Source organism: Aliidiomarina maris (assembly GCF_003987335.1).
GTDB classification, from domain to species: domain Bacteria; phylum Pseudomonadota; class Gammaproteobacteria; order Enterobacterales; family Alteromonadaceae; genus Aliidiomarina; species Aliidiomarina maris.
The window spans coordinates 130,391-157,306 of sequence record NZ_PIPK01000004.1; the positions used below are offsets into that span (position 1 = coordinate 130,391).

Here is a 26,916-nt window from a genome sequence, read left to right on the forward strand (position 1 = left end):
CAAGGAGCCGAAATAATGATTTCCATCAATAAGCGGGACAGTATATGAACAATAGCGTTGCAAATATGTTTCAGCACCATGTTCGAGTCGCATGTATAGCGATTTCTCGTGCGCTATTGCTGTGCCCGTTCATCATAATTATTTCAGCCTGCCATCCTGACGTTGGCGATTTTAGCAAAAATCCTATCTGCCAACATCCGCAAAAAAATAATGAGTACTGTAGCTTTACTCTGGGTGAACAGACATTTTGGCTCTCAGCGAGCGACCCAGAGATGCCGATTGAGCGTGGCGTTGAAGTTTTTCTGCAAAGTGATCAGGAAATTGAACAATTATCGGCTGAAATTCGAGGGGTAAGCATGTACATGGGCCGTTTACCCGTTCAGTGGCGCCAAGTAGATGCAACGACCTGGCGCACTCAGATTATGTTAGGGGCCTGTACCGACCCATATATGATTTGGCAGTTACGCCTCAGCATTCATGGGGCTGATAGCGAACAGCTGGAGCAAAAAGACATTTTGTTCCAGTCGTATATTCCCAATAATTAATCGGTTTTAAATTGACTAACCAGCTTCGCCAAATCTTGACTACTCTCACTCAATGCGCGGCTTAACTCAATGAGTGAGCCATTATTGCGCTCATTATCATTGGTCAAATCACTAATGTCAGAGACGCTCTCGTTGACCTCCATGGTGACGCGACTTTGTTCGTCTGTGGCATTGGCAATCTGCAAATTCATCGCTGAAATATCTGCAACCGAGTTACGTATGTTGGCAATCGCAGATTCGGCCTGTACGGTTTCGTCGCGGGTGGTTGTTGAGGCTTCTTGCACACTATAAATCACCGCGGATACTTGGCTAATCGCCTGCTGAATGCTTTCCACCAACTGACTTATTTCTTTGGTTGAATCTTGCGTGCGTGTGGCTAATGTGCGCACTTCGTCAGCAACAACGGCAAAACCGCGGCCCGCCTCACCAGCACGCGCCGCTTCAATCGCGGCATTTAACGCCAGTAGGTTGGTTTGCTCTGCAATCGTCACGATAACATTCAAAATGTTACCAATTTTGTCTGAGCCTTGTTGCAAGTTTTGGGCTTGCTGTGAAGCACGCTCCAGTTGCTTGGTTAAGTCTTCTACGTGAGCCACTGTCTGGTGCACAATGGTCGCTGAGCGTTTAGCTTCTTCGTCCGCTTGATTGGCTGAATCTGCTGCGTCGCGGGCATGGTTTGCCACTTCCGATGCCGAGGCGGAAAGTTCGGTAATGGCCGTCGCCACCGAATTGGTTTGCGTCTGTAGTTGCCCGCTGAGCCCTGCACTGGTGTCGGTCAGCTGGTTTAGACGCTGGGCTGCTTCTTGTTCGTGCTGGGCGCTTTCCTGCACCGCAATGACGAGCTTTCTAATTTTGCTGACAAAATTGTTAAAGCTGGCACCTAACTGGGATATTTCATCGCGCCCAGTAGCGTCTAAACGATGGGTGAGGTCGCCTTCGCCTTCCGCAATGTCATGTAATGCGGCGATGGTGTGCCTAAGCGGTCGTACGATTGAGCGGATAATGACCACAAATACAATAAGAAGCGGAATTGACAGTGCGGTAGCAAACAGCGCTAAGCGCCAAAACTGGGTGAGCAATTGACTGGAGACATCATTCAAATAGACGCCACTGCCAATCACCCAGTTCCAGTTATCAAAGCGAATGACACGGGTAATCTTGGGCACTAGTTCACTACTACCGGGCAGCTCCCACATATACTCAACGGTTGCCCGGGTGTCAGATTCGGTGCGCTCTAACATGAGCTGAAATAAGGGGGTGCCTTGAGGATCTGTAAAACCGACCACATTGCGTCCGCGCTGGCCAGAGAATGGATGTTGAATCAGCACACCGTCGCGATTTAAGGTGAACATATATTCATTGCCTTCATAGCGAATGCCATCCAGGCGAGCTATGGCACCTTGTTGTGCGGCTTCTTCACTCATTTGCCCACTACGAAAGCGCTGGTAGTAATCCGCAACGATGGTAATTGCAGAATCGTTGAGTGCATCGAGCTTGGCGCGTTCAGCATCAATAATCATGCTGCGTAAACTCACCAACATAAATAGAACCATTAACGCGGTTCCTCCAGCCGCAATCGCAAGTAGTGTCAGTAATCGTTGGCTAATCGTCATTTTTGCTAACCATGCCATATACTATTCTCCTAATTATTCTACGGTAGCTAGTTTGTTTACCGGCAGACAGATATTTTTGTTAGTCTAGTGTGCATTAGGTGGCCACTACCGTTATTGTCCTCGTTCATGCTCGCAGGTAACGGCTCGGATAGTGTCGTCTCATTTACTTTATTGTCAGGAACACAGAATGCAAACAAAAAATATACAATATCTTATCGCTATCGGCTGCGCCGCCATTTCCTTGAGTGCATGCTCCGATGAGGGTGCAGCGCACGATACCCCTGACGTTGATGCCGCAACCACGTTCGCGCAAGCGCAAAGTGAGCTCGTTGCGGACTTAAAAGTGATTTATGTACCAGCTCCAGGATTTGCCTACCTGAATGAGAACGAGGAACTGACGGGTGTAGCGGTTGAAATCATGCGTGATTTTGAAGCTTGGTTTGAGCGCCATCATGGCATTCAAATGAACTTAAATTTTGTCGCCGATGAGGATTGGTCAAACATGTACGCCCGTGTCAGTCATGCGCAAGGTGGTGTGTTTGGTTTGGGTAATGTAACTATTACCCAAGAGCGTCGCAGCGAACTGCAGTTTTCACCGCCTTATTTATACAATGTGGCGGTTTTAATTACCCCAAATGACATCGAGACGATCACGTCACCTGAGATGTTTGCCAGTGTGGCAGAAGCTTTAGAGCCGTTAGCATTCGCCGGCACCTTACATGAAGTAAGAATTCGCGAGTTGCGTGATACCCATCAGCCAAATCGTCAACTTGCACGGGTGAACACCAATCAAGCCGTGATTGATGGTGTGGTAAGTGGGCATTACAGCTACATTGACGCGTATAATTATTACCGCGCAGTAGAGCAGGGCACGGCCATTAAGCATCATCCAGAATTTAACTTAGACGGCGAGCAGTTTGGTATTATTATGCCGCACACCAATGATTGGGGCACACTGATGACCGCCTTTTTTGCAGCTGAGAGTGGTTACCTCACCACGTCACGATATGAACAACACCTGCGCACGCACTTAGGTGACGGCGTTGCCGATATCTTATTACAGGCCGCACCGAGATAGACGGCTTGTAGGTGAATGTAAGTAAGGTGTAAAGGCCGCATCCGTTTTGAAAGCGCCTAGCGTATAACATGGTGAATCAACGATGAGAGGGTATTACCATGTTAAACAAACGTACATTAGGTATTTCAAGTATTGCAGCATTAGTCGCAGCTTCAGTGTCTTTCTCAGCATTAGCACACAACCACGGCGGCGGTTATGATAATGACAAGAAAGACATTGTTAGTTTGGCGAAAGAAGATGATCGTTTTTCTACGTTAGTCACGGCATTGGAAGCCGCCGGTATGCAGGATGCATTGGACAAAGACGGTGAATATACCGTATTTGCACCTACTAACGATGCGTTTGACGCGTTACCTGAAGGCGCACTCGAAGCGCTTTTAGATGACACCGATCAGTTGCGTGCAGTGTTAAGCTATCACGTGGTAGGTGACAAAATCATGGCGGAAGACGTACCGTCAGATGAAACCACGATTGACACCTTAGGTGGGCCAGTTCGTGTCGTGGCAAGCTACGGTACTGTGATGGTTGATACAGCCACGGTCACGTATGCAGATATCGAAGCGAGCAATGGCGTGATTCACGCAATCGACACAGTGATTATCCCAACGGATTACTCAGCACGTTAAGCACTTGCTTCATCGCGTAAATTCTAACTAAAGCCAGCGCAAGCTGGCTTTTTATTTGTGCGCCAGGCATAAGTGGGAAGGTCACGCGCATTACCCTGGGAGGTCTGTTGCTTTGCTTAAAGCTACTGATGCTGTGAGGTATCAGGATGGAGCAGCAGAAGTCAGCCGAGGCCGTAGTAGGCTGGTCACCGCTAGCTGAAGGGCTGAACATAGGTTATGAATCGGAGCCTGTTGATTCGATGATGTTACATACCACAGCAAGAGCGATATGCTCACCCGACCCAAACCGCAAGGCCAGAAGCCTGCGCGGGACGGTCAGGTTGTGCAGTGCTTCACGGCATCAACAAGAGCAACTCCGAGCGGGGCTGATATGGACGTAATGTCAGCGATAACTGAACGGTCAAATATGCTGCAAGCTTATCAACGAGTGGGCCGGAACAAAGGCGCACCGGGGGTAGACGGTGTGACCACAGATGCGTTGAAAGGCTATCTGCAAACCCACTGGCAGCATATCAAACAACAACTGCTGGAGGGCAGCTATCGACCACAACCGGTGCGTAAGGTAGAGATACCCAAGCCCGGCGGAGGCATGCGGATGCTGGGCATCCCATGCGTACAGCGCCTGAAGCTTCAGGTCAATCGTGAAAAGAGTGCGGCCGACAGGCCTTGGAAGCGCAGCTTCCTTGGCTACACGGTGTGTAGTCGGAACTATAACATCCGACTCAAAGTTGCTGATAAGAGCGTGAAACGCCTTAAAGGCAACATCAAAGCGCTACTGCGAATGGCTAAAGGCTGGAGCATCCGCAGAACGGTGAACGAACTCGCACCCAAACTGCGTGGCTGGATAAACTACTTCCACCACGCAGACGCCAAAGGCATCTTCAATGAACTGGATGGCTGGCTTCGTCGCCATTTAAGGAAGATACTCTGGCGACAATGGAAACGGGGATTAACTCGTGCGCGGATGTTGATGCGGCTCGGTATTGCCGAGAAACGTGCAGTCCTGAGTACCACCAATGGGCGCGGCTCATGGTGGAACGCAGGTGCGTCGCACATGAATCAGGCATTACCGAAGAAGTTGTTTGATAGACTGGGCTTGATATCGCTGATGGACAGCTACCATCAGCTCAAATGTAACCTATGAACCGCCGTGGTACGGAACCAATGGGATGGACTCTTCCTCACCTAACCGGCATCGATGTGCCAAAATGGTGAGTAGGTTAAAAACCATCACAACTATGAGGAGAAGTCCAGATGACCATTATCCGTGTCGGTGTTGATATTGCAAAGTCTGTCTTTCATGTTCATGGCGCAGATCGTCAGGGTAAAACCTGCTGGCAAGGAAAATATTCACGCAGCAAATGGCTGGATGCTATCAGTAATAAAGCACCTGCCGGTGCTGAAATCGGCATGGAGGCCTGTGCCTCTTCTCATCACTGGGCGCGTGAGTTGCAAAAGCGTGGTTATCGGGTTCGGTTGATTGCCGCTCAATTTGTTAAACCCTATGTCAAAAGTAACAAGAATGACCGTGTTGATGCTGAGGCCATCTGTGAAGCCATGAGTCGCCCCAACATGCGCTTTGTCACCCCAAAATCGGTTGAGCAGCAGGATATCCAGGCCATGCATCGCATTCGGGAAGAACTGGTTGCTCAGCGCACGGCCAAGGCTAACCAAATTCGTGGATTGGTCGGTGAATACGGCATTATTGCTCCTATTGGCATTCATCAGCTGAGACTTGCCCTGCCCAACTGGTTAGAAGATGCAGAAAATGGTCTCACTTATCCTTTCCGGCAATTGCTGAGCGATCTCGCAGAAGACCTTCGCTATCTTGATGGTCGTGTTCAAAAGCTGGATGAACAAATCCGTGAGAGCGTTCAATGTGATCCGGTTGCTAAGCGTTTAATGACACTGCGCGGTGTTGGTCCCTTAATTGCCAGCGCCCTTTCAGGAGCACTTGGCGATGGAAAAGCCTTTAAAAAAGGCCGTGATTTTGCAGCCTCTCTGGGATTGACGCCCAGACAACATAGTACTGGTGGCAGCGATCGACTATTGGGCATTAGCAAACGGGGTGACAGCTATTTACGCAAATTACTGGTGCATGGGGCAAGAGCAGTATTGCGACATGCGACCAACAAAGAAGATGGCCTGAGTCGCTGGTTAAAAGGCCTAGCTTCCAGGAAACACACCAATGTGGCGGTGGTCGCTTTAGCCAACAAAACAGCTCGTATTGCTTGGGCTTTAATTTACAAGAAAGTTGATTATGACGAAGCTCTGGCAGCGGCTTGAGTGTTCGATTGTAGATAGCAACAAAACAAAGCGTTAAACAGGAGTCATAACTCACCACGATTGCGTGGCACTTTGATTGATGGCGAACAGGTCGAACCGGCACTGGAAAAACCCTTTGCATGCGGAGAGCCTTGAGCTCGTGGAGCCAATTGGGAGCCAGTGCGCGAATAGCCCATCAGGGTCCGATGCCTTGCAACGGCATCATTAATGAGACCGGATACACGTAGGCAGTCGTACCTTTGCTTCGATCAAACAAAGTGCTTGCAATAGAGGAGGAGTCCATACACGTATGCCCGGTGGTGTGAGAGGACGGAGGCCGTGAGGCCTCCTCCTACTCGATTGTATCCTCAGAGCACATACCAGTACAAAATAATAAGCTATGCGCTAGCCAATTTGGTAATATAGCGGCGGCGCGAAAAGCAGTCTATATTGAAAGGAGTTCAGTTCATGCAGCATTCCGAGGACATCATGGTGTCTCAGCCTTCCTTGTTGCCCGCCTTACCTGGTATGTTGGCAAAAGCCGTCCCTACTGTTGCCCGTAACGGCAAAGTGGATGACGCGCTGGAAAATATTCAAGGTCATTTTGCGGTTGAATCCATCGACGTTGATGTACTTCGCGCTTATAAACAGCAATTTGTAGGTTTAGTTAGCGAATATCCGTTAACCTTTTTCTACCTGATTGCACAGCGAGCTCATTTGGCCATGATGTTAGACAAACGCTTTCCGTGGCCGATTTTGGGTATGGTGCATGTCGCCAACAAAATGCAATGGATCATGCCGTATCAGGCAGAATTGCCGCTAACACTCAAAGTCGACATTCAAATTCCACCTCGTGCTGGTACTCGTAAGCGTGTGCGCTTATTGTACGTGGTGGAGTTTTTGCAAAATGACCATAGTATTTTGCGTTGTGAAAGTACCTATCAAGTTGGTAGTGGTGGTAAATCGCCGACTAATCGACGTTTGGCTCAGGAACAACTTGATTTGTCTGCATGGGAGCAATTGGATATCTGGCATTTAGATGCTGCTAGCGGGCGTCGATATGCGCGTTTATCTGGTGATTACAACCCGATTCACTTACATCCGTGGCTATCACGCTGGTTCGGCTTTAGTCAGCCAATTATACATGGCATGTATTCTGTTGCTCGCATCCAAGCCGATATTGAGCGTCATTATGGCAAACCAGTGCAACAGATGGACGTAATGTTTAAGCGCCCAATGGCTTTGCCAACTGAAGGCGTCAGCCATATTCATCCTGCCACCGCAAAATTATGCGTCAGCGATGCGCAAGGTGAAAAAAGTTACCTGGACGGTGTATTCCACCTGTAACAGAACCTACTGTATCGCTGGGGCTAGTTGGTGGCTCCGGCGAAGTAGGGCAATACGGTATCCTCTATATAGCGGTGTTGGCGTTGTAAATAACGGCCATTTGACGGTGGGTATGGGCTTGATGTCATCGCTATGCTCAAATCCAATTGCGGGATAACATAGATCAGCTGTCCACCGTATCCTCTGCCATAAAATGCTTGAATATCGCCAAATTGGTAGGAAAACCAGCCTAAACCGTACGGATCGTCCGTGTATACTGATTGTGTTCTCGGGCGAAAACTTTCATCTATCCAGCTTTCACTGACCACACGCTGCCCGTTGGCGATACCTTTATCCAAATACAACTGACCAAACCAAGCTAACGCATGCGTTGACATCATCATGTCATTGCCACCAAAGGTGACACCTTCAGGCGCCTGTTGCCACGGATAAATTCTGACATTCAGCGGCGTGCCCAACCAATCACGGGTTAACTCAAACAAGTTCTTACCGGTTTGTTCCTGCAATATGGCTGAGAGAATGTGGCTGTTACCCGTTGAATACAGCATGTCACCACCTGGCTCATCAACCATTGGCCGGGTGAGGGCGTATTCAGTCCAATTTGGGCTATTGACCCAAGTGCCATAATGCTGGCCTGAAGTACGCTGCAAGCCCGACTGCATCGACAGTAAGTGTTCAATGGTAATTTGGCTTAAATCAGCGGGTGGATTGCCAGGCATGTGCTCGCCGAGCACGTCACTAATGGGTTGGTCTAAGCCACTTAAATAACCTTTATCAATCGCGATGCCGGTTATGAGTGAAATGACAGATTTAGACACAGACTTAATGTTGGCAGCTTCCGTAGGCGCAGGCCCGCGATTGTGGTATTCGAAAGCGACGGCACCTTGATGCAGGATCACGATGTTATGCAAGCGTTCAAGGCGGTCGACACCTTGAGACAACGTATCATCAGACACTTCAGCAATTGCTGATGCGGATAGGCTTGGGCTTATCACAACGACGAGTGTAGTTAGCAGTTTCAAAAAACAGCTCCTTATAATTCTTTAATTATTTAAAGACTACGTCACTTTTCTTGATTGTGATTAAACCTTTACGTAAACCTGAACAAAGGTGCTTAACCAAACATATAACATATTTAACATAATATGCATTATGCGAAACCGCAGAATGTATATTAGAAGGTGTAAGACACCGCCAATATTACGGAATTTATATAGCGTCCTTCCGCCATTGGGCTGTTGGCTATCTTGCTGGATAAGCGTGAGCCTGTGAACGCGCCGAACATGCTCCAGGACTCGTTAAATCGATAATAACCGCTAACCCGCGCAAATGGATTGAACGCATCTTGGCTGCTGTATTCAGGTAAGCCGCTTAGAATTGATTCTTGCGCACTGACACCATAATAATAATCGGTGTAACCGCTGCTAATGTACGTGACACCAACAGCTGGGCTTACTTGCCAGCGCCGAAAGTCAGTTGATATCGGGTACGCATAGCTACCCGACAACCTATGGCCGTTGCCGCGAATATCTTGGCCAGCACGTAAATCAGCCACACCAAATGGCGTTCTGTATTTATAATCGATGGCTAATTCAGCGCTAAAGCTGCGGCTATCCAGCAATTGCATTTGCGCGTCGTCACTGTCACTAGGTCTGAATCGAAATGGCGCAGCGGTAACCACAATCGCCCATTCATGGGGAGAACGCTGCGCAGGCGGCGTGTTGCGTGGCTGTGGGTTCAATCGATAGCCCGCTTCGAGGCCACGAAAGTAAACGCGCTCGCCTTCGTAGCCAATTAAGGGGACAGCGAAGGTGTCGCGGTCAATACCGCGGAAACTACCGTCGGAACTAATACCTGCAACACCTAAGCTCCATTCAGCATGTGCCGTGGTAGCGAACAATGATAATCCACCGATGCACACCAAACGCTGAGTGAGTGTTTTAATACCTGAATACGTCATGTAGCTAAATCCCTGTCTGTTAAGCAAAACCTTACTGCGATGTAACACATAGTAGATACGCAGAAAGACCACAAATTGTTTATCGTCATTTTAAGCGCGCAAGGTTTGGAGCTGATTGCGAATTTGCCGTATCATACATTGACTTGATATTGATAAGGATCCGCAGTGAGCCAACACCCATCTATGCTGAATCACCCTGCCGTTTTGGAAGGCGCCCAACGTCTGTTACCTGAGCAATTAAGCAGCCCTGCTGCAAGCTGGTTAGCACAACGTCAACCAAGCAATGTGAGTGACCCTCTCGTCGGTCAACAGCGGGCGTTGGATGCCATAGCACGTGTGCAACATATTGGTGGCCACCATGCCCACGTATTTGCCGTCACGCCAAGCGGTATGGACGTTGAGCAAGTGTTCAGTGTAATAGCCGAGCGCCAACAATGGCACACCACTGATTTGCATGACTGGGTGTATTTAGTGAACCCTGACGATGGTGCTCAGCCCATTTGCATGCACCTTCCAGCGGGCAGCAGTAAAGCCATCATCGAGCGTTTATGGGCCTTACTGGATACCGAACCTGCCGATCGTGCGCCACTTTTAAACAGTCTACAAGAGCAGTTTAACTGGCCCCCGTTGACACGATACTTAGAGCGCATTCGCGATATTCCATTTGCAGAGCTGCCTGGTGACGAACTTGCAAACATTGTGGTGACACAATCCCCCGCTGTGGCATGGCGGTACTGCGCACGCGTATCTGAAGTTGATCTATTTGGGCAAATCCGGGTGCAAACTATTGCCGGTACCGTGAGCAGTGAGCTTCACCTGATTCAACCAGGCGCGTTATTAAAAGCCAATGGCGGCACTTTAGTCATTGATGCTGAACAGTTATTGCGTCAAGGTGAATACTGGCAACGACTCAAGCACATTTTAAAACGCGGCGAGTTTGTCTGGTCGGTACCCGAGCAAGCAACGTTCTACCAACCGCAACCGGTGCCGATTAAACTCAAAGTTATTTTAGCCGGTAGCCGCGCCCTACTCTCGCAGTTACGCGATTTGGACGCTGACTTTGCTAATTTATTTCCGTACTTGGCTGATTTCACTGATCACTTCTCCACCAAGCAGCATTCTGTCGCAGCCTATTTCAAATACTTAGCATACTTGCAGCAGCGCGCTGAGCACCGCCCGTTGAGTGAGCAAGCGTTGCAAGCGTTATTGGCTATTTCGTCAAGCTTCACTGAGCACCAAGATGAGCTAAGTTTAGATACCATTCGTTTACAGCAACTGTTGCAAGAAGCCGACTCAATAGCCGCCCAAGCACGCAATCAGCGTATCGAGGTGTCTGATATTGAAAGTGCTATCCAAGCCTACCACCGCCGCGAGCATTACCTTGCTGAGCTAAGCCGCCAAGGTATTCTTGAAGAACAGGTTAAAATTGATACCCATGGTGAAGTCGTTGGTCAAATCAATGGTTTAACGGTGGTGACTATGGGCGGAAGTGAGTTTGGTGAGCCATCCAGAATAACTGCGACGGTACACTATGGTGACGGCGATATTATCGATATTGAACGCAAATCGGAGCTCAGCGGCAATATTCACACCAAAGGTGTGATGATCTTAATGGCTTATTTAGCTAACTTGTTTGCGGGTAAAGACCCAATGCCGCTATCGGCGACTTTGGTGTTTGAGCAATCATATCATGAGGTTGACGGGGATTCTGCGTCAATGGCTGAGCTGTGCTGTTTAGTGTCAGCATTATCGGGTAGCCCTATTAATCAAAGCCTAGCGGTGACAGGCGCGATTGATCAATTTGGCAATGTGCAAGCCATTGGTGGCGTTAATGAGAAAATCGAGGGTTTTTTCCGGCTGTGTAAACATCGCGGCTTTCAGCCCGGCCAAGGAGTGATTATCCCCTACTCGAACCAATGTAATTTACACCTTTCCAATGAGTTGATTGAGGCGGTTGCTGCTGGTGTATTTCAAATTTATACCGTCAAACACGTGAAAGAGGCCTTTGAGTTACTGATGGATACACCATGTGGCGAAGTCGAAAGCTTTGATAAAAATACGCTGTTTGGGCGTATTCAACGCCGTATTCGGTTCGCTCAAGACGATGAGGACAGCACACCCTGGTGGCAGTTCTGGCGCAAAAGTTAACTGTTCGGAGTTGTCAGGCGTACACATGTACGCTAAGTTAGCGCCAGTTTTCTTAACCTTTGGTGCTGAATGAAACAGTCTAGTTATACAAAAGAGGAGCTTTTAGCTTGTAGTCGTGGTGACATGTTTGGTCCAGGTAACTCGCAACTACCCGCACCTAATATGCTAATGATGGATCGTGTAACCCATATGGACGACGATGGGGGCGACTATGGCAAAGGCTACGTCGAAGCTGAGTTGGATATTCATTCAGATTTGTGGTTCTTTGATTGCCATTTCCCTGGCGACCCAGTGATGCCTGGTTGTTTGGGCTTAGATGCCATGTGGCAGTTACTCGGCTTTTTCCTTGCTTGCTCGGGTGGCCCAGGTCGTGGCCGTGCACTTGGTGTGGGTGAAGTGAAATTTACCGGCCAGATTTTACCAACAGCCAAGAAAGTTACCTACCATATTCATATGAAGCGTGTGATTAAACGTTCTTTATATATGGGTATGGGTGACGGTGAAGTGCGTGTTGATGGCCGCACTATTTACACTGCGAAAGACCTCAAAGTAGGCCTCTTTACGGATACCAGCAAGTTTTAAACCCAATTGGTAATATCCAGAGTTACAACCAACAAGCCCCACATGATGTGGGGCTTGTCTTTATAAGAAATTGATAAGTAGTTAGCTAGATACTTACGGTGTGACCAGCTCTACTAGCAGGCCAACACGGGTGAATTTAACCTAGCGAAAAAGACCTTCGTTGCGCGCTTCCATCGCATCGCGCCAACCGCCGAGCCACTGAGACCGTGCGTCGCTTTGGGCATACGGGCAATACTCTTTTGAGCGCCCTCCAATCCCCGCTTTATAACCTTGTGAGTGTGCTCTTTCTAGACGGTCTCTTTTCTGTCTTTTCATGGTCACTTCCTCTTTTTTTAGCAACATATTTTCGAATTGAAAATGAGCGCTTCTCAGCAGGTCATAATGTATTGATAATGACATTTAGATGAAAGTTCAATAAAAAAAACGCCCAAATCAGGTGCGCTGTCGTAAGCGTCTGATTTGGGCGTCCTTTTTTATAGACGAAATAGGCGTATTAAGCGCGTTTCATACGACGTCTGGTAATAAGTAATGCAAACAGCGCCATAACACCAGCGACGATTGGGTGCACGCTCGCGCCCTTGCGTTCCACAACGTCTTCACCGGCGCCTTCACCACACGCAGAGCCAGAGCCTGCTTGCAAACGCACTGCGCGAAGGCGTGCAGCCACATCATCCTCACCATCTACCGGTATTGCAACGCTCGTGGTTGCAAGCGCGAGGATCTCGCCACGGTCATTGATGTCATACGCATCCACAATCCGATAGCCGCTGTTACATGGCAGTAAAGTATTAAGGTCAGTGATTGCGTTACTATCAATATCATACATGAAACCGACTGTACGACGTTGTTGTGCGATTTCAGCGGTTACTTCTGCCTGACCAACCATTACATTTTGATTATTGACTGCTCTTGGACGCCAAGATGAGGTATTAAAGAATCCGGTTGGATATACCATCTCCGGCGAGTCACTGTTCAAATCAACCCAATATGCGCGTGAGCGAGACGCTGAGCCGGCTGGCAGGATACTGTATCCCACGGCAATGTTATTGTCGTTAATCGCTGTAGCTTCACTGGTTTGAGCACGAAACTCTTGCTGCAACGGAATGATGTCACCATCGCGAAAAGCCACTGAGCTGGTCACAGTGATATTTGGAAATACCTGACCATTAGCATTGGTAAAGTCTACCACGCGCTGGGCAGTACCCACCGCAATGCCTTGATTATTAATATCAAGTGCACGACTCGGTAGAGGAATGAGCTGCTCTGTTACATCGTCTTCATCTTCAGGGTTAGTAATCGTGGTTAAGCGTTCAAAACCGCCTAAACGTACAGCTTCAACCGATGCATCATCATTTAATTGCCAAAGATGGGCTTGTTCAATAAAGATAGGCGCGCGGTTTGAGCCTTGGGCAACGCTAAGCACTTCATTGGTGTTCCAAAAACGCCATACGCAAACATTAAGTTCTTCATTGGCGGCGCTGGCGGCACCCTCTTCTTCCGGTGGTGTTTGGCAAATCACTAACCGAGCATTCAAGTTAACTGAATTTGCCACAGCTGCGCGGCCGACAATTTGATTGTTTTGGTTAATCGCAAATGCTGAACCAGTCCCGCCTTGGAATACCTCTTCACCTTCGAGGGGATCAGAAGGTAAAAACGTGACTTCGCCTTCACGATATACAAAAGCACGTGGGTAACTATCACGCATGAAATAACGCACAGGTTCGCCTTCGCGGTCTGTGGTATCGCGGCGTTGATAGGCTTCGCCCGCAGAGCCAACAATGAATCCAGCATCGTTAATCGCATTGGCGACTACATTGACGGAATCCGTAAATTCATTGGTTTCTGCATCTAACTCATCAAAACCAAGTAAAAAACGAGCTGAGCCATCAAAGATATGACTCACTTGAGTCGCTAACTTTTGAACCTCCGGATTACCTGCAAAACCCTGAGGGTTATTCAACAAGTTACGCACCGAACGGTATTGCGCGTCCGTCAAGTTGTCAAAATCGAGTTCACCGAATACTTCTTGGGTTAACAAGTCATAGCGGATATTTTGTTGCCAAAGCTCGCGGTTCACAACGACCGCTTCGCCAAGTTCGTTCATACCGCCTGGGAAAGTGACATAGGCGCCAGGTGCTGTGCCTAAATCGACCACTTCAAGTGCGTCATTGGCATTTGCAGTGACACTGACAGATGCTGCCACTGCAGCTGCTAGTACGCTTACAGAATACTTCTTTAGCATGCGGATCAATTACCTTGTTGTTGTTCCAGTTCGTCCCAACGCTCAAGTGCGAGCATGAGCGCTTCTTCAAGTTCGGCCACTCGGGTTAACACTGGTTCTGTATGTTCATGGGGCTTAGCAAAAAACTCGGCGCTGTTTACTTGCACCTGTAATGTCGCTAGTTCAGCCTCCATCGACTCAATATCTTTAGGCAGCTGCTCAAGCTCCCGTTGCAGTTTATATGATAACTTTTTCGGACGCTGGGCTGAACCTTTGGGCTCAGACTTCTGATCGCCTGAATTGGTTCCTGCCGGCGTAGGCTTTTTTATCGCGGCCGACGCTTGTGCGCTTCTATGCTTTAGATAGTGTTGTACATCGGCGTATCCACCGACAATTTCGCTCACTACGCCATCACCTTCGAACAATAAAATACTGCTGGCGGTGTTGTCCACAAATTCTCGGTCGTGGCTCACCAACAGTACTGTGCCTTGGTAGTCACTGACTATCTGTTCAAGCAGCTCTAAGGTATCGACATCGAGATCGTTGGTAGGCTCATCCAGAATCAGCACATTACTTTCTGGCAAGAATAATTTCGCCAATAACGCGCGGTTGCGTTCTCCACCGGACAAGGCTTTCACCGGGGTTTGCGATTGGCGTGGTGAAAATAGAAAATCTTGCAAGTAACTCAGAATATGGCGCGGGCGTCCTTGATGAACAACGTCTTGCTTACCATCACCCACGTTCTCAGCGATTGATTTTTCAGGGTCTAATGCTGCGCGATGCTGGTCAAAATAGGCAACTTTAATATTGGTGCCATATTTCACCTTGCCGGAATCGGGGTCAAGCTGATGTAAAATAACCTTAATCAGCGTACTTTTACCACAGCCATTCGGCCCTACCAATGCAATTTTATCGCCGCGCTGAATGGTCAGGTCTAAATTACGAATAATCGCTTTGTCACCAAAGCTCAGATTGACCTGTTCTCCAGCAAACACAATTTTGCCAGAACGACTGCCTTCACTAATGTTGAGTTTGGCGCTGCCAAGTAACTCACGTCGCGCTGCGCGTTGTTTACGCAAATCCTCGAGTGCGCGAACGCGTCCCTCATTGCGTGTGCGCCGGGCTTTGACGCCTTGACGAATCCAGGCTTCTTCTTGGGCTAACTTCTTGTCAAATTCCGCACGTTGCGTCGCTTCAACTTCCAGCAAATGGGCTTTCTGGCTCAAGTAAGCATCGTAGTCACCAGGAAAACTGGCAAGCTTGCCGCGATCAAGGTCAACAATTCGGGTCGCCAAATGACGAATAAACGCCCTGTCGTGACTGATAAAAATTATCGCACCTTGGAAATCAAGTAGCTGCTGCTCAAGCCACTCTACCATGTCGATGTCCAAGTGGTTGGTTGGCTCGTCCAACAATAATACGTGGGGCTGCACAACGAGCGCACGCGCTAGTGCAACACGACGCAACCAACCGCCAGACAGCTGTGCTAAGGTCGCTTCTGGGTCTAGCTTTAAGCGCGTCAACACTTGGTCAATGGCGGTGCTTAATTGCCAACCGTCACGCGCATCAATGGCTTGCTGTACGGTACCAAATTCGTTGAGTACCGACTCGTCACCTTGCGCTAAAAGATGGCTTAACTGATGAAAGCGTTTGAGCAGCGCACCGGTTTCTGCCAATCCTTCAGCAACATAATCGTATACGCTGACATCGGCTTGAGCGGGCGGATCTTGCGGCAAACGCGCAACGCGTATGCCGCTCATATTCAAAGTACCACCATCGAGCAGTACTTCTTTATCGATCACTTTCATTAAGCTCGATTTGCCAGCACCGTTACGCCCGACAATACACACCCGCTCGCCATCTTCAATGGCGAAATCGGCGTGGTCTAAAATCGGGTCAGACCCAAAACTTAACTGCGCATCTTTTAACTGCAATAAGGTGCTCATGCTTGTAAAAACTCCAGCAAAGTCGCTTGTTCAAACGGCCATTTCAACTCAGCATCGTCCTTGTCTCGGACCAACACGGGTATCAGCCAACCATATTCTTGCTGCAGCGATGGCTGCTCATCAATATCGACCATATGCAAGTTAATCGGCTCTTCCAGTTCACATTGATGAATCATCACCAGTGCTTGCTGACATAAAGGACATGGATGCCGCGTTAACAGGTAAAAATCAGCCATGGGAAATAAACCAACACTGATGAATATGCTTATTACGCTTAAAATCTTCAGGAATCGACCACGCGCTTTTATCCTCGGCCACTAATCCCGCAGCAGTAAGGCCAGCCTGGTCAATCTTAAACTTGCGTTTATTGGTCGAAAATACCAAAGTGCCGCCCGGTGCCAACAAGCTGGCGGCATCCTGCAGTAATGTTAAGTGATCACGCTGCACATCGAAGCTTTGCTCCATGCGCTTTGAATTAGAGAACGTTGGTGGGTCAAGGAATATCAAGTCCCATTGCTCAGCTTGACTGGCAGCCATATCAGCTAGCCAATTCAAGCAATCCGCCTGAATAAAGTCATGTTTGGTGATAGTTAAATGATTCAGGCGGAAGTTATCTTTTGCCCAATTCAGGTAGGTGCGCGATAAATCGACGGTCGTGATATGGCTTGCACCACCTAGCCCGGCATGCACTGACGCCGTGCCTGTATAAGCAAATAAATTCAGCACGCGTTTACCAGCGGCGATGCTTTGAATATGTTTGCGCACGATACGATGGTCTAAAAACAAGCCCGTATCTAAATAGTCCGACAAGTTAACTTTGAACTTGGCGTTATATTCGCTGACTTCAAACTCTATGGTTTGCTCGTTATCTTGCTTTTCATACTGCTCTTTACCTTGCTGGCGTTTACGCTGTTTGACTACCATATGCTGTTCATCGAAGGGTAACACTGCAGGAATGGTCTCGAGAATATGCCAGAAGCGGTCATCGGCCACACCACCTGGAATGTTGCTAGGTGCAGCATACTCTTGCACGACCAAATAGTCGGCGTAAACATCAATCGCGGCATTGTACTCTGGAATATCAGCGTCATATAAACGGTAACAAGAGACACCTTCTTTGCGCGCCCATTTACCAAGCTTCTGGGCGTTTTTACGTAAACGGTTAGCCACGGCATCATCATGAGTTTTTGTAAACTCAACTTGAGATTCGTTAATATCAAACAAGGCTAACGTCACCGGTATAGCACCGTTAAACAGTTTGTATTTCTTATCGCTAGTTAATTTAAGGCGTTTAAGCAGCACCTCTTCTGGTGCCAACAAACCAACCCGCCAGCCTTGGTAATGGGTGCGTAAACGTTGGCCAAGTTGGCGGAACATTAATAATACACCTAGCTCGTCCCCAAGGCGTTCGCCATATGGTGGGTTACTGATGATAAGCCCGGACGGCAGCTCACTGGCATCAAACGCTAATGCGTCGGCACAGTGAAACTCGAATAAGTGCTCAACTTCCAACACGCTGGCGTTGTGTTTCGCGGCTTGAAGCACTGACGCGTCCATATCCACGGCAACTAAGCGAACCTGACAGTTTTGACGGCCATGCTCGAAGCGTTCAATAGCTTCTTGCTTAAGGGCTTGCCAAACTTTCTCACGGTGTCCTCGCCAGCCTTCAAAACCCCAACGCTCACGCGCTAAGCCGGGCGCTCTATCAGTCAGCACTAAAGCGGCTTCAAGCAGCAAAGTACCTGAACCGGCAAATAAATCGAGTAAGGTTTTATGCTCGTCCGTTGTTGTTGCGAGCAACTGGGCAATGCCACTACGTTCCACCACTGCTGCAGCTAGGGTTTCACGCAACGGTGCCGCGCCTTTTTCCGCGCGGTATCCACGTTTGTGCAGGCTCTCACCACTTAAGTCGAGGTAGAATGACGCATGATCTTTGGCAAGGCGGACATTAATGCGTACGTCGGGCTGGTCTGGGTCGACATTTGGGCGACCGTGTTGGTCTTCGCGAAAGCGATCAACCACCCCATCTTTTACCACGCGGGCAGAAAACTGAGTGTGCTTCAGGGATTGGTTCGTGCCACGAAAGTCCACAGCAAAGGTGGCGCGGTCACTAAACAAGCTAGGCCAATCGATATCAGTGGCAGCTTGTAACAACTCTTCACGGGTTTGCACTGGTTGTTTATCAATTTGCAGAAGTACGCGGCTTGCGAGTCTTGACCACAAGCAGACACGATAGCCAACTTGTTGTTCACCACGAAAATAGCACCCTGCCAGCGTTTGTTTAACGTCACTGGCACCCAGACTTTGCAGTTCTTCGAATAGCAAAGACTCTAAACCTTTAGCGCAGGTAGCGAAATAATTCAGCATGTAGATTCTTGATTTGAAATGATGCGCCGATTATAGCGAACCATGGGAAAGAAGTTTACCGGGAAAGAGAAAAGAATTGGTTGCGGGGGCAGGATTCGAACCTACGACCTTCGGGTTATGAGCCCGACGAGCTACCAGACTGCTCCACCCCGCGTCCGATGGCGTGAACTATACTGATGCCCTTGATGAAGCGCAAGCCCTAAATACGAAAACTTGCTAAAATACTGTTTAAGTGATGATTTTCCCAGCAAAGCGACTAAAATCAAAGCAACAATAAGAGAAGTAGACCCAAATTAAGATGATTTCATCCAATATATTATTTGTCATTTACCTGGTATTCGTTGTCGGCGTGACCTTGAGGATCATTTTTAAGCGTCAAAGTTTAAGTGCAACGCTGGCTTGGCTACTGATTATTTACGTGGTGCCGCTGCTAGGTGCTCTACTCTACTTTATTTTCGGTGAAATTCAGCTCGGTCACCGACGCGCAGAAAAATCAGAGTCAATGCGCGAACCTTATATGCGTGATCTAAAACGTCTTACCGAGTCACTACAAAACGAAAATGACACCCTACCCGACTCCCCATTAGCCGTCGCTATTCAACAGTTGTTGCATACACGACTTGGTATTGGGGTTCTAAATTATTATGACTTCACGTTAATCGAAGACTCCGACGACATTTTTGATGCCATTATCGCGGACATACGCAATGCCCGGCGCACTATCTTAATGGAGTTCTACATCTGGCATTCTCAGGGGCGAGTGAATGAAGTTGAACAAGCACTTGTGGCCGCTGCAGAGCGTGGCGTGACGATCAAGATCCTTGCTGACGATGCAGGGTCTTGGGGCTTCTTCTTCAGCCAAGGTTATAAACAGCTGCGTGCAGCCGGTATCGAAGTTGTTGATGCATTACCCGTGTCGCCTTGGCGCTTAGCCTTGCGCCGCGCTGATCTTCGTTTACATCGAAAAGTCGTAGTGATTGACGATGAGATAGCCTACACCGGGTCGATGAATATGGCGGACCCCAAGTTTTTCAATCGTAAAGCCAATGTTGGTGAATGGATTGATGCAATGGTTAGGTTTCGTGGCGCCGCTGCACTTGGGTTAGCCAAAGTGTTCGCATGGGACTGGGAGGTTGAAACCGAGCAACACTATACCACGCGGCTACACACAGATAAGCATCCCAACCAACAATGGCTGGCAAGTATTCCATCAGGGCCAGGCTTAGGACATGAAGTCATTACTGAAGTCATGCTGGTATCGATTTATCGGGCAGACAAAGAGATTGTTATCTGCACGCCCTACTTTGTGCCGCCTGAGCCAATTTTCGAAGCGCTGTTACAGGCACTTGGTCGCGGTGTCAAAGTGACTATCGTGGTGCCACGGCGCAATGATTCACGCTTGGTAAGTTGGGCAAGTCGAGCTTTCTATGAGGACTTGCTGCAACATGGTGCAGACATTCGTATGTACAACGGCGGCTTGCTACACACCAAAGCGATTATTATTGATGAACAACTCGCTTTGTTTGGCAGCGTCAACTTAGACGCGCGTAGTTTGCAGTTAAACTTTGAAATCAGCTTAGCGCTATTTCATCCACAAAGCTGCCGAGCAGTCTGTGATTTAGTCGCCGGTTACTCAAAGCAAAGTGAATCAATTTGCGCGGAGCGCTGGCACAAACGCTCGATACTGGCGCGTTTGCGTGAGCGTCTGGTATTTTTCTTAAGCCCACTGCTGTAACTTGGGTTTAGGCCAAAGATGACCAGTCGGACTGCCAACGCTGAGGCAAGGGGTGATGTGGGCTGGGCTGTGAACGGTCGTTAATCACCCGAATACATTCGAAGCGCTTCAGCTCCTTGGTGGGCGCCAAACGTAAGTTGTCGTCTAGCAACATGCAGAGCGAAGAGCGTTCGTTTTGTTCAACAATCAGAAAATCACCGGCTGCTAAACCTGAATCAAGCTTACACAGCATGTGCGTATGAGGCCAAGGCTCAAAAACGTCACCAAAACGAAAATGCCAGCTTTGTGGCATGCTAGGCTTAAGGAAACGCGCCGCCGCTGTGATATGAATGGCAGCTTGCAATTGCTGGTTGACGCCGAGCGGAGAGTGTTCTTCCAAATAGTCTCGAGTGCGCTGAAATAGATTGGCGTCTTCGAGATCAAATGCGGCTTGCGCCGGCAAATTCTGCTGCAGAGCGCGGCGGGGATAGCTGATATCCAATAGCACGCCATCCATTGCGATTTGCAAAGTCTGGCGTGAAGTATCGAATAGCCACTCCCAATGAATGACTGACATCCTGTCTAACCTGCTTAATATTGATGAAAAAGTATACCTTAGCCTAGGTCAAAAGCTTACAAGGCGTCAACAACTTCACGCACCAATTTCGGGCCTTGGTATATAAAACCTGTGTAAATTTGCACTAACGACGCCCCTGCTTCAACTAATGCACGGGCTTGCGCTGCGTTATCAATGCCGCCAACACCAATAATAGGTATTTCAGGCGCTAATACGTGACGCAGGGCTGCTACGGTTTTCACACTCAAAGGCGCTACCGGCGCCCCACTCAACCCCCCTGCTTCATCAGCGCAGGCATGGCCGTTGACAGCATCACGGCTCAACGTTGTGTTAGTTGCGATGACGCCATCTATGGCATGGCGATTAAAAGCCGTTGCGAGGTCGTTCACCTCTTGCGCACTTAGGTCTGGTGCAATCTTGACGGCGATAGGTACATAGCGACCATAGCGCGCAGCCAATTCTTGCTGACGCTGTTTCAGCGCATTTAGCAATGCATCCAGATGCTCACCATGCTGTAAGTTGCGCAGCCCAGGTGTGTTTGGTGATGAAATGTTTATCGTAATATAGCTGGCAACTTCGTACACTTTGTCCATGCCGATGAGGTAATCATTTACCGCATCCGTTTCAGGGGTGTCTTTGTTCTTACCTAAATTAATACCGAGAATGCCTCGGTATTTAGCGGCTTTAACCCGCGCCACTAAACCATCTACACCGTCATTATTAAAACCCATGCGGTTAATAATGGCCCGATGTTCTGGTAAACGGAACATTCGCGGCTTGGGGTTGCCGGGCTGCGCTTTCGGCGTCACTGTACCGACTTCAATAAAACCAAAACCCATTTGCGCAAATGCGTCAATGCAGGTTGCATTCTTATCTAAGCCAGCCGCTAATCCGACAGGGTTTGGAAACTCCAATCCCATGCATTGTACTGGCTTAGCCGCGACAGATTGATGTAAAAAAGCACGCAACGGGCTGTGCCCGATGCGTGCTAACCATTTCAGCGCCCAATCGTGAGACGCTTCGGCGTCAAGCTTAAACAGCTGACGCCGAACCCATGGATACCAATCCATTACTTTTGCGCACCGCTAATGTGACTTAGCAGCATCAATTCACGCAACGCGACTGAGAACTTCGCAAACTCATGGCTCTTCGTCGTACGGAAGTCTGCCAAGATGCCTTTCCAGCGGTCGATAGCATGGCTATTGGCTTCCATCCATTGCGCCAATAATTCATCTGCATCTTTGCCGTCTTCGTTGATTTTAATCACAGTCTGCGTCAACGCACGTTGCTGCCAATCCAATTCTTCACGGAAAGCCGCACGTGCCAGTGCTTGCCAATGGTTGGCAACAGGCTGGCTGTTGACCTGGTCTAAGAACCAATGCAACTCGATACCCGCGCCCAGACGGAAATAAATTTGCGCAACCAGCGCGACATCGTGACCTTTGTGCTCAGCAGCCACATCAGCAATATCAAGTGCCGAGAATGCTGTGCTTAAGGTACCAACTTCGCGAGCTAGTTCTTTCGGCAGACCTTGTTCGATTAGCTTATCAATATTCTTTTGAATATTTTCCGCTTCTTTCGCATTCATGTAGCTCAATGCATTAGCGCGTAAGTCATCAAACGCAGGCATGTAAAAATCAATATGCGCCTGAATCGAGCTTAATTCCGGACGACGGTGACGCAGGACCCAACGCGTCGCGCGGCGCACCATACGGCGTACTTGGAACAATACATCGTTCTGTACTTTCGCTGGTACCTTGTTATTCAGTGCTTCGATTTGAGCCCAAATGCGCTCACAACCAAATACTTCGCGCGCAACCACATAGGCGTTAGCAACTTCTGCGACAGTCGCACCAGTCGCTTCCATCTTACGGCTGACAAAGTTTGGCCCCATATCGTTAACGATATTGTTGGCTAGCTTGGTTGCGATAATTTGGCCACGTAATGGATGCTCTTTCATATCCGCTGAGAACTTATCACGTAACACCTGCGGGAACGACTTGTACAGCTCTTTGCCGTGGAATTCGTCTTCGGTGATCTCGTCAGTCAACAGCTCTTCTTTCAGCACCATCTTGCCGTAAGCAGTCAGCACAGCCAGCTCTGGGCGTGTTAAACCCTTGCCTGATGCAACACGCTCAGCCAACTCGTCGTCATCTGGCAAGAACTCTAGGGCACGGTCCAACAAGCCATCACGCTCGAGTTGGTGAATAAAGCGCTGCATTTCCTTGATTTGATCTGGGCCACGTAATGCCGTGATTGAAATTGACTGGGTTTGACGCTTACAGTCGTGTAAAACCAGCTCAGCCACTTCATCGGTCATTTGGTACAACAACTTATCACGTTGTTCGCGTGTTAACTTGCCTTGGTTCATCAACCCGTTAAGCAAAATCTTAATGTTAACTTCGTTGTCCGAGCAATCTACCCCACCGACGTTATCAATAAAGTCAGTGTTGACGCGGCCACTATTGTTGGCGTACTCAATACGGCCTAACTGAGTGAAACCTAAGTTACCGCCCTCGCCAATGATCTTACAGCGCAAGTCACGGCCATTGACTCGTAATGCGTCATTCGCACGGTCACCAACTTCAGTGTCGGTTTCTTTAGCACCTTTTACATAGGTTCCGATACCGCCGTTCCAAACCAGGTCGACTTCAGCGGTCAATAGCGCCTTAATTAAGTCGTTCGGCGCCATAGATTTCTTCTGTGTACCCAGCAGCTTCTTCATTTCTGGGCTAAGTTCAATCGACTTCGCGGAGCGTTTGAAAACACCGCCGCCTTGGCTAATTAAGCTCGCATCGTAATCTTCCCAACTTGAACGTGGCAAGTTGAATAAACGCTCGCGCTCTTTCCATGACTTAGCGGCATCTGGATCTGGGTCAATAAAGATATGCATGTGGTTAAATGCACCCACCAGCTTGGTGTGCTTTGACAACAGCATGCCGTTACCAAATACGTCACCACCCATATCGCCGATACCGACGCAGGTAAAGTCAGTGGTCTGGCAGTCAACACCCATTTCGCGGAAATGACGCTTGACTGATTCCCAACCACCACGTGCGGTGATACCCATTTTCTTGTGGTCATAGCCCACTGAACCACCTGATGCGAATGCATCACCCAGCCAGTGCTTATATTCAGCCGCAATACCGTTGGCGATGTCTGAGAAGGTTGCTGTGCCTTTGTCTGCCGCAACAACCAAATAGGGGTCGTCGTCGTCGTGACGCACCACATTCTCTGGGTGGACAATTTCACCCTCAATGATGTTATCGGTAATATCTAACAGCGCGCGAATGAAAGTACGGTAGCAGCTCTTACCTTCTTCGAAGAATGCTTCACGTTCTTCCGGTAACTGTTTACACACGAAACCGCCTTTGGCTCCGACAGGCACAATCACAGTGTTCTTCACTTGCTGCGCTTTAACTAGCCCTAACACTTCGGTACGGAAATCTTCACGGCGATCTGACCAGCGCAAGCCACCACGTGCCACTTTGCCACCGCGCAAGTGAACACCTTCAACGCGTGGAGAATAGACGAAAATTTCGTACTTCGGCAGTGGTAATGGCATATCTGGAATATTCTCAGGCATGAACTTGACTGAGATGTATTCTTTCTCCAAACCTAAAGCATTGACTTGGAAGAAGTTGGTTCGCAGTGCGGCACCAATCAAATCCATGTAACGTGAAATAATCCGGTCGTCATCTAAGCTGCTGACATCTTCTAAACCAGCTTGGATCTTAGTGACCACGTTATCCAGCTTCTTCTGAGTGAATTTGATCTTCGGATCAAATTTAGTGCAGAACATTTTAACCAGTAACTTACCGATGTCCGGGTAACGCGCGAACGTACTTTCAATATATGCTTGGCTAAACGTCACGCCGATTTGACGCATGTATTTGGCGAACATACGCAAAATAGTGACATCACGTCCGGTCATGCCAGCGCCAAGAATGAGACGGTTAAAGCCGTCGTCTTCATAGTGGCTGTCCCAAACTTTAGCGAATGCGTCCTGGAAGTTGTCGCGACTTTTCTCTAGATCAAGCTTGCCAGCGGTATGCAGCATAAAGAAGTCGAGTACCCAGAACACATGACCGTCGTTGGTCTTAATCTGATATGGGCTTTCGTTAATAATGCGCAGGCCAAAGTTTTCCAACATCGGTAACACGTCAGACAAATGGATCGGCTCGTCTTTATGGAAGAGCTTAAGTTTAACGTGGTTGGAGTCGTCTTGAACCTCTTGGGCGCGATAAAACAGCATGCCCAGTTTGTGTTCGTCGTCTAAACGTTCTAGCTGAGCAATGTCCGCCAGTGCGACTGAAGGCAGCACCTCTTCCTTATATGAGCGTGGGAAGCCTTGGGCGTAACGGCGAGTTAGTTCACGAGCTTTTGATTCACCATGCGCGCTAATCAAAACGCGCTCTAAGTTATCTTCCCAGGAGCGAGCTGCTTCCACTAAGTTGTCCTCTAATGCTTGTACGTTAATTTCTTGTTCGCTGTCTTTCACTCGTACCGTGTATTGGGTACGCGCCAAAGCAGATTCTGAAAAGAAAGTGGTAAAATCGACTTCTTCGTCACTGCCTAAGGTTTTGGCAAGGATAGACTGTGTTTTGACCCGCAATTGCGTGTTGTAACGCTCGCGCGTGACGTACACCATAACGGTAATAAAACGACCAAAAATATCGCGACGCAAGAACGCACGGGTCATGTCGCGCTCTTGTATTTGCAGTACACCCATGCCGATATTGAGTAAGTCTTTATCGCTGGTTTGCAAAATCTCATCACGCGGATATGTTTGCATGATATTCAACAACGCTTTCGCAGCATGGGAACCCGGTGCGAACTTGGAGTTCTTCAATACCCGCTGAATTTTGTCCTTCACCAACGGAATATCCATCGCGCTGTCGTTGTAGAAGCTCGCAGAGTAAAGCCCAACAAAACGGTCTTCACCGATCACATTGCCGTCTTGGTCAAAGCGCTTAATACCAATATAGTCGCAGTGCGCAGGACGGTGCACGCGTGAACGCGAATTGGTTTTCGTCAATAACAGTAAATCGTCAGCACCAAGGGCGATACGGCGGGCATCTTCAGACATATGTGAAAACTTAAGAGCCGCTTTGCCCTCAGTATTTTTCATTAAACCTAAGCTAGTACCCTTCTCTTGAACCAGTTGGTAATCGCCTTTAACTGGCTCAACATGGTAGCTGCGATACCCCATCAAGGTGAAGTTATCTTGCGCTAACCAGGTTAAGAAGCGTTTTGACTCGTCCAGCGCGGCTTTGCTACCCGGGTAATTGCGTGACTCTAAGTCATCAGCAATCTGCTCAAGTTTGGTGCGCATAGGTTGCCAATCGGACACTGCCAAAGTCACTTCTTCCATGACCGAAACAAGCTCTTGTTTCAGGCTGGTAAGTTCCTTTTCGCTATTCTGGCGATCGATTTCAATCAAAAACACGGTATCGACTTGAGTATTCTTGGCACTTTTACCTGCTGGCAGAATTTCAGTCACACGCCCAGACTTGTCACGCTTATGCGCTAGCGGCGTGTGCAGTAATAAATGCGAGGTGATGTGATGACGATTCAGGGCCATACGCACTGAATCCACCATAAACGGCATATCCGTCTGGATTATTTCAACGATGGTGTGTGGTGATTCCCAGCCATGCTTACTGACTTCAGGGTTATACACCTTAATCGTTGCTTTTGAATTGGACACATACTTCGCAAAACTATGCCACAGTCCGACAACAGCCCCGTACATATTACTTTCATCACGGTTTTTTAAATCATCAGGTGAGATAGTGCGGTAGAGCCGTTTGGCAAACATATCAACGATGTCTGCCGTTTCAGCTGGCATTTTATTGCGAATAATTTCAGAGACTTTTTCAAGGAGTACCGGAGGTTGACCGTCGACCAACGCCATGATGCTAATT

At 48.6% G+C, this 26,916-nt stretch carries 20 protein-coding genes and 1 tRNA gene; 9 read left to right on the top strand and 12 right to left on the bottom strand.

Annotated features, from left to right (window positions below):
* Positions 1 to 44 precede the first annotated feature (44 nt).
* A complete protein-coding gene (locus CWE07_RS06150; RefSeq protein WP_111569011.1) occupies positions 45 to 545 on the top strand; it encodes a hypothetical protein in 501 nt (166 codons plus the stop codon).
* Here CWE07_RS06150 and CWE07_RS06155 read toward each other — a convergent pair.
* Positions 542 to 2,176 (bottom strand): methyl-accepting chemotaxis protein, encoded by a 1,635-nt coding sequence (locus CWE07_RS06155; protein WP_111569012.1) that lies wholly within the window; start codon positions 2,174 to 2,176, stop codon positions 542 to 544. The genes CWE07_RS06150 and CWE07_RS06155 overlap by 4 nt on opposite strands.
* A gap of 169 nt (positions 2,177 to 2,345) precedes the next feature.
* Here CWE07_RS06155 and CWE07_RS06160 point away from each other — a divergent pair, with 169 nt between their 5' ends.
* From CWE07_RS06160 to CWE07_RS06180, 5 genes are all read left to right on the top strand, one after another.
* Positions 2,346 to 3,236 (top strand): substrate-binding periplasmic protein, encoded by an 891-nt coding sequence (locus CWE07_RS06160; RefSeq protein ID WP_111569013.1) that lies wholly within the window; start codon positions 2,346 to 2,348, stop codon positions 3,234 to 3,236.
* A gap of 98 nt (positions 3,237 to 3,334) precedes the next feature.
* A complete protein-coding gene (locus CWE07_RS06165; protein WP_111569014.1) occupies positions 3,335 to 3,862 on the top strand; it encodes a fasciclin domain-containing protein in 528 nt (175 codons plus the stop codon).
* 370 nt (positions 3,863 to 4,232) lie between these two features.
* Positions 4,233 to 5,006 (top strand): group II intron maturase-specific domain-containing protein, encoded by a 774-nt coding sequence (locus CWE07_RS06170; RefSeq protein ID WP_198679888.1) that lies wholly within the window; start codon positions 4,233 to 4,235, stop codon positions 5,004 to 5,006.
* A 110-nt stretch (positions 5,007 to 5,116) separates the two neighbouring features.
* Positions 5,117 to 6,148 (top strand): IS110 family RNA-guided transposase, encoded by a 1,032-nt coding sequence (locus CWE07_RS06175; protein WP_111569016.1) that lies wholly within the window; start codon positions 5,117 to 5,119, stop codon positions 6,146 to 6,148.
* Positions 6,149 to 6,595: 447 nt separating this feature from the next.
* Entirely contained in the window at positions 6,596 to 7,474 is an 879-nt protein-coding gene (locus CWE07_RS06180; protein ID WP_111569017.1) for a MaoC/PaaZ C-terminal domain-containing protein, read from the top strand.
* 23 nt (positions 7,475 to 7,497) lie between these two features.
* Here the strand turns inward: CWE07_RS06180 and CWE07_RS06185 are convergent, their stop codons facing one another.
* Complete coding sequence (locus tag CWE07_RS06185) at positions 7,498 to 8,496, bottom strand: serine hydrolase domain-containing protein (RefSeq protein ID WP_157983231.1); 999 nt, start codon at positions 8,494 to 8,496, stop codon at positions 7,498 to 7,500.
* 152 nt (positions 8,497 to 8,648) lie between these two features.
* Complete coding sequence (locus CWE07_RS06190) at positions 8,649 to 9,434, bottom strand: MipA/OmpV family protein (protein ID WP_111569019.1); 786 nt, start codon at positions 9,432 to 9,434, stop codon at positions 8,649 to 8,651.
* Between the two features lie 165 nt (positions 9,435 to 9,599).
* Between CWE07_RS06190 and CWE07_RS06195 the strand changes: the two genes are divergently transcribed.
* Together CWE07_RS06195 and fabA are read left to right on the top strand one after the other, a co-directional pair.
* Complete coding sequence (locus CWE07_RS06195) at positions 9,600 to 11,582, top strand: Lon protease family protein (protein ID WP_126818983.1); 1,983 nt, start codon at positions 9,600 to 9,602, stop codon at positions 11,580 to 11,582.
* 69 nt (positions 11,583 to 11,651) lie between these two features.
* Complete coding sequence (gene fabA / locus CWE07_RS06200) at positions 11,652 to 12,164, top strand: 3-hydroxyacyl-[acyl-carrier-protein] dehydratase FabA (protein ID WP_111569021.1); 513 nt, start codon at positions 11,652 to 11,654, stop codon at positions 12,162 to 12,164.
* Positions 12,165 to 12,305: 141 nt separating this feature from the next.
* Here the strand turns inward: fabA and rmf are convergent, their stop codons facing one another.
* From rmf to CWE07_RS06230, 6 genes are all read right to left on the bottom strand, one after another.
* A complete protein-coding gene (gene rmf / locus CWE07_RS06205; protein WP_111569022.1) occupies positions 12,306 to 12,479 on the bottom strand; it encodes a ribosome modulation factor in 174 nt (57 codons plus the stop codon).
* Between the two features lie 178 nt (positions 12,480 to 12,657).
* Positions 12,658 to 14,406, bottom strand: a complete 1,749-nt coding sequence (locus tag CWE07_RS06210) for a DUF3466 family protein (RefSeq protein ID WP_111569023.1) — start codon at positions 14,404 to 14,406, stop codon at positions 12,658 to 12,660.
* Between the two features lie 5 nt (positions 14,407 to 14,411).
* Complete coding sequence (uup, locus tag CWE07_RS06215; RefSeq protein ID WP_111569024.1) at positions 14,412 to 16,331, bottom strand: ATP-binding cassette ATPase Uup; 1,920 nt, start codon at positions 16,329 to 16,331, stop codon at positions 14,412 to 14,414.
* Positions 16,328 to 16,567 (bottom strand): glutaredoxin family protein, encoded by a 240-nt coding sequence (locus tag CWE07_RS06220; protein WP_111569025.1) that lies wholly within the window; start codon positions 16,565 to 16,567, stop codon positions 16,328 to 16,330. Before CWE07_RS06220 ends, uup begins: the two co-directional genes overlap by 4 nt.
* Complete coding sequence (gene rlmKL / locus CWE07_RS06225; RefSeq protein ID WP_111569026.1) at positions 16,560 to 18,698, bottom strand: bifunctional 23S rRNA (guanine(2069)-N(7))-methyltransferase RlmK/23S rRNA (guanine(2445)-N(2))-methyltransferase RlmL; 2,139 nt, start codon at positions 18,696 to 18,698, stop codon at positions 16,560 to 16,562. Before rlmKL ends, CWE07_RS06220 begins: the two co-directional genes overlap by 8 nt.
* Positions 18,699 to 18,775: 77 nt before the next feature.
* Positions 18,776 to 18,852: transfer RNA gene (locus CWE07_RS06230), tRNA-Met, on the bottom strand.
* Between the two features lie 144 nt (positions 18,853 to 18,996).
* Between CWE07_RS06230 and cls the strand changes: the two genes are divergently transcribed.
* Positions 18,997 to 20,433: a cardiolipin synthase gene (gene cls / locus CWE07_RS06235; protein ID WP_111569027.1), complete on the top strand. Its 1,437-nt coding sequence runs from the start codon at positions 18,997 to 18,999 to the stop codon at positions 20,431 to 20,433.
* A 7-nt stretch (positions 20,434 to 20,440) separates the two neighbouring features.
* On the opposite strand, the gene CWE07_RS06240 is transcribed toward cls, so the two are convergent.
* From CWE07_RS06240 to CWE07_RS06250, 3 genes are read right to left on the bottom strand one after another with little or no spacing between them, the layout of a single operon-like run.
* A complete protein-coding gene (locus tag CWE07_RS06240) occupies positions 20,441 to 20,989 on the bottom strand; it encodes a cell division protein ZapC domain-containing protein (protein WP_111569028.1) in 549 nt (182 codons plus the stop codon).
* A gap of 56 nt (positions 20,990 to 21,045) precedes the next feature.
* Positions 21,046 to 22,059 (bottom strand): quinone-dependent dihydroorotate dehydrogenase, encoded by a 1,014-nt coding sequence (locus CWE07_RS06245; RefSeq protein WP_111569029.1) that lies wholly within the window; start codon positions 22,057 to 22,059, stop codon positions 21,046 to 21,048.
* Positions 22,059 to 26,906 (bottom strand): NAD-glutamate dehydrogenase, encoded by a 4,848-nt coding sequence (locus CWE07_RS06250; RefSeq protein ID WP_111569030.1) that lies wholly within the window; start codon positions 26,904 to 26,906, stop codon positions 22,059 to 22,061. Before CWE07_RS06250 ends, CWE07_RS06245 begins: the two co-directional genes overlap by 1 nt.
* Positions 26,907 to 26,916 lie beyond the last annotated feature (10 nt).

What these genes read in the sequence shown, in the direction of transcription:
- CWE07_RS06190 (WP_111569019.1), bottom strand. Translation starts at nt 9,434, where the DNA reads ATGACGTATTCAGGTATTAAAACACTCACTCAGCGTTTGGTGTGCATC.
- CWE07_RS06245 (WP_111569029.1), bottom strand. Translation starts at nt 22,059, where the DNA reads ATGGATTGGTATCCATGGGTTCGGCGTCAGCTGTTTAAGCTTGACGCC.
- rmf (WP_111569022.1), bottom strand. Translation starts at nt 12,479, where the DNA reads ATGAAAAGACAGAAAAGAGACCGTCTAGAAAGAGCACACTCACAAGGT.
- CWE07_RS06180 (WP_111569017.1), top strand. Translation starts at nt 6,596, where the DNA reads ATGCAGCATTCCGAGGACATCATGGTGTCTCAGCCTTCCTTGTTGCCC.
- CWE07_RS06220 (WP_111569025.1), bottom strand. Translation starts at nt 16,567, where the DNA reads ATGGCTGATTTTTACCTGTTAACGCGGCATCCATGTCCTTTATGTCAG.
- CWE07_RS06160 (WP_111569013.1), top strand. Translation starts at nt 2,346, where the DNA reads ATGCAAACAAAAAATATACAATATCTTATCGCTATCGGCTGCGCCGCC.
- CWE07_RS06250 (WP_111569030.1), bottom strand. Translation starts at nt 26,906, where the DNA reads ATGGCGTTGGTCGACGGTCAACCTCCGGTACTCCTTGAAAAAGTCTCT.
- CWE07_RS06165 (WP_111569014.1), top strand. Translation starts at nt 3,335, where the DNA reads ATGTTAAACAAACGTACATTAGGTATTTCAAGTATTGCAGCATTAGTC.
- fabA (WP_111569021.1), top strand. Translation starts at nt 11,652, where the DNA reads ATGAAACAGTCTAGTTATACAAAAGAGGAGCTTTTAGCTTGTAGTCGT.
- uup (WP_111569024.1), bottom strand. Translation starts at nt 16,331, where the DNA reads ATGAGCACCTTATTGCAGTTAAAAGATGCGCAGTTAAGTTTTGGGTCT.
- CWE07_RS06210 (WP_111569023.1), bottom strand. Translation starts at nt 14,406, where the DNA reads ATGCTAAAGAAGTATTCTGTAAGCGTACTAGCAGCTGCAGTGGCAGCA.
- CWE07_RS06175 (WP_111569016.1), top strand. Translation starts at nt 5,117, where the DNA reads ATGACCATTATCCGTGTCGGTGTTGATATTGCAAAGTCTGTCTTTCAT.
- CWE07_RS06240 (WP_111569028.1), bottom strand. Translation starts at nt 20,989, where the DNA reads ATGTCAGTCATTCATTGGGAGTGGCTATTCGATACTTCACGCCAGACT.
- CWE07_RS06170 (WP_198679888.1), top strand. Translation starts at nt 4,233, where the DNA reads ATGGACGTAATGTCAGCGATAACTGAACGGTCAAATATGCTGCAAGCT.
- rlmKL (WP_111569026.1), bottom strand. Translation starts at nt 18,698, where the DNA reads ATGCTGAATTATTTCGCTACCTGCGCTAAAGGTTTAGAGTCTTTGCTA.
- cls (WP_111569027.1), top strand. Translation starts at nt 18,997, where the DNA reads ATGATTTCATCCAATATATTATTTGTCATTTACCTGGTATTCGTTGTC.
- CWE07_RS06150 (WP_111569011.1), top strand. Translation starts at nt 45, where the DNA reads ATGAACAATAGCGTTGCAAATATGTTTCAGCACCATGTTCGAGTCGCA.
- CWE07_RS06155 (WP_111569012.1), bottom strand. Translation starts at nt 2,176, where the DNA reads ATGGCATGGTTAGCAAAAATGACGATTAGCCAACGATTACTGACACTA.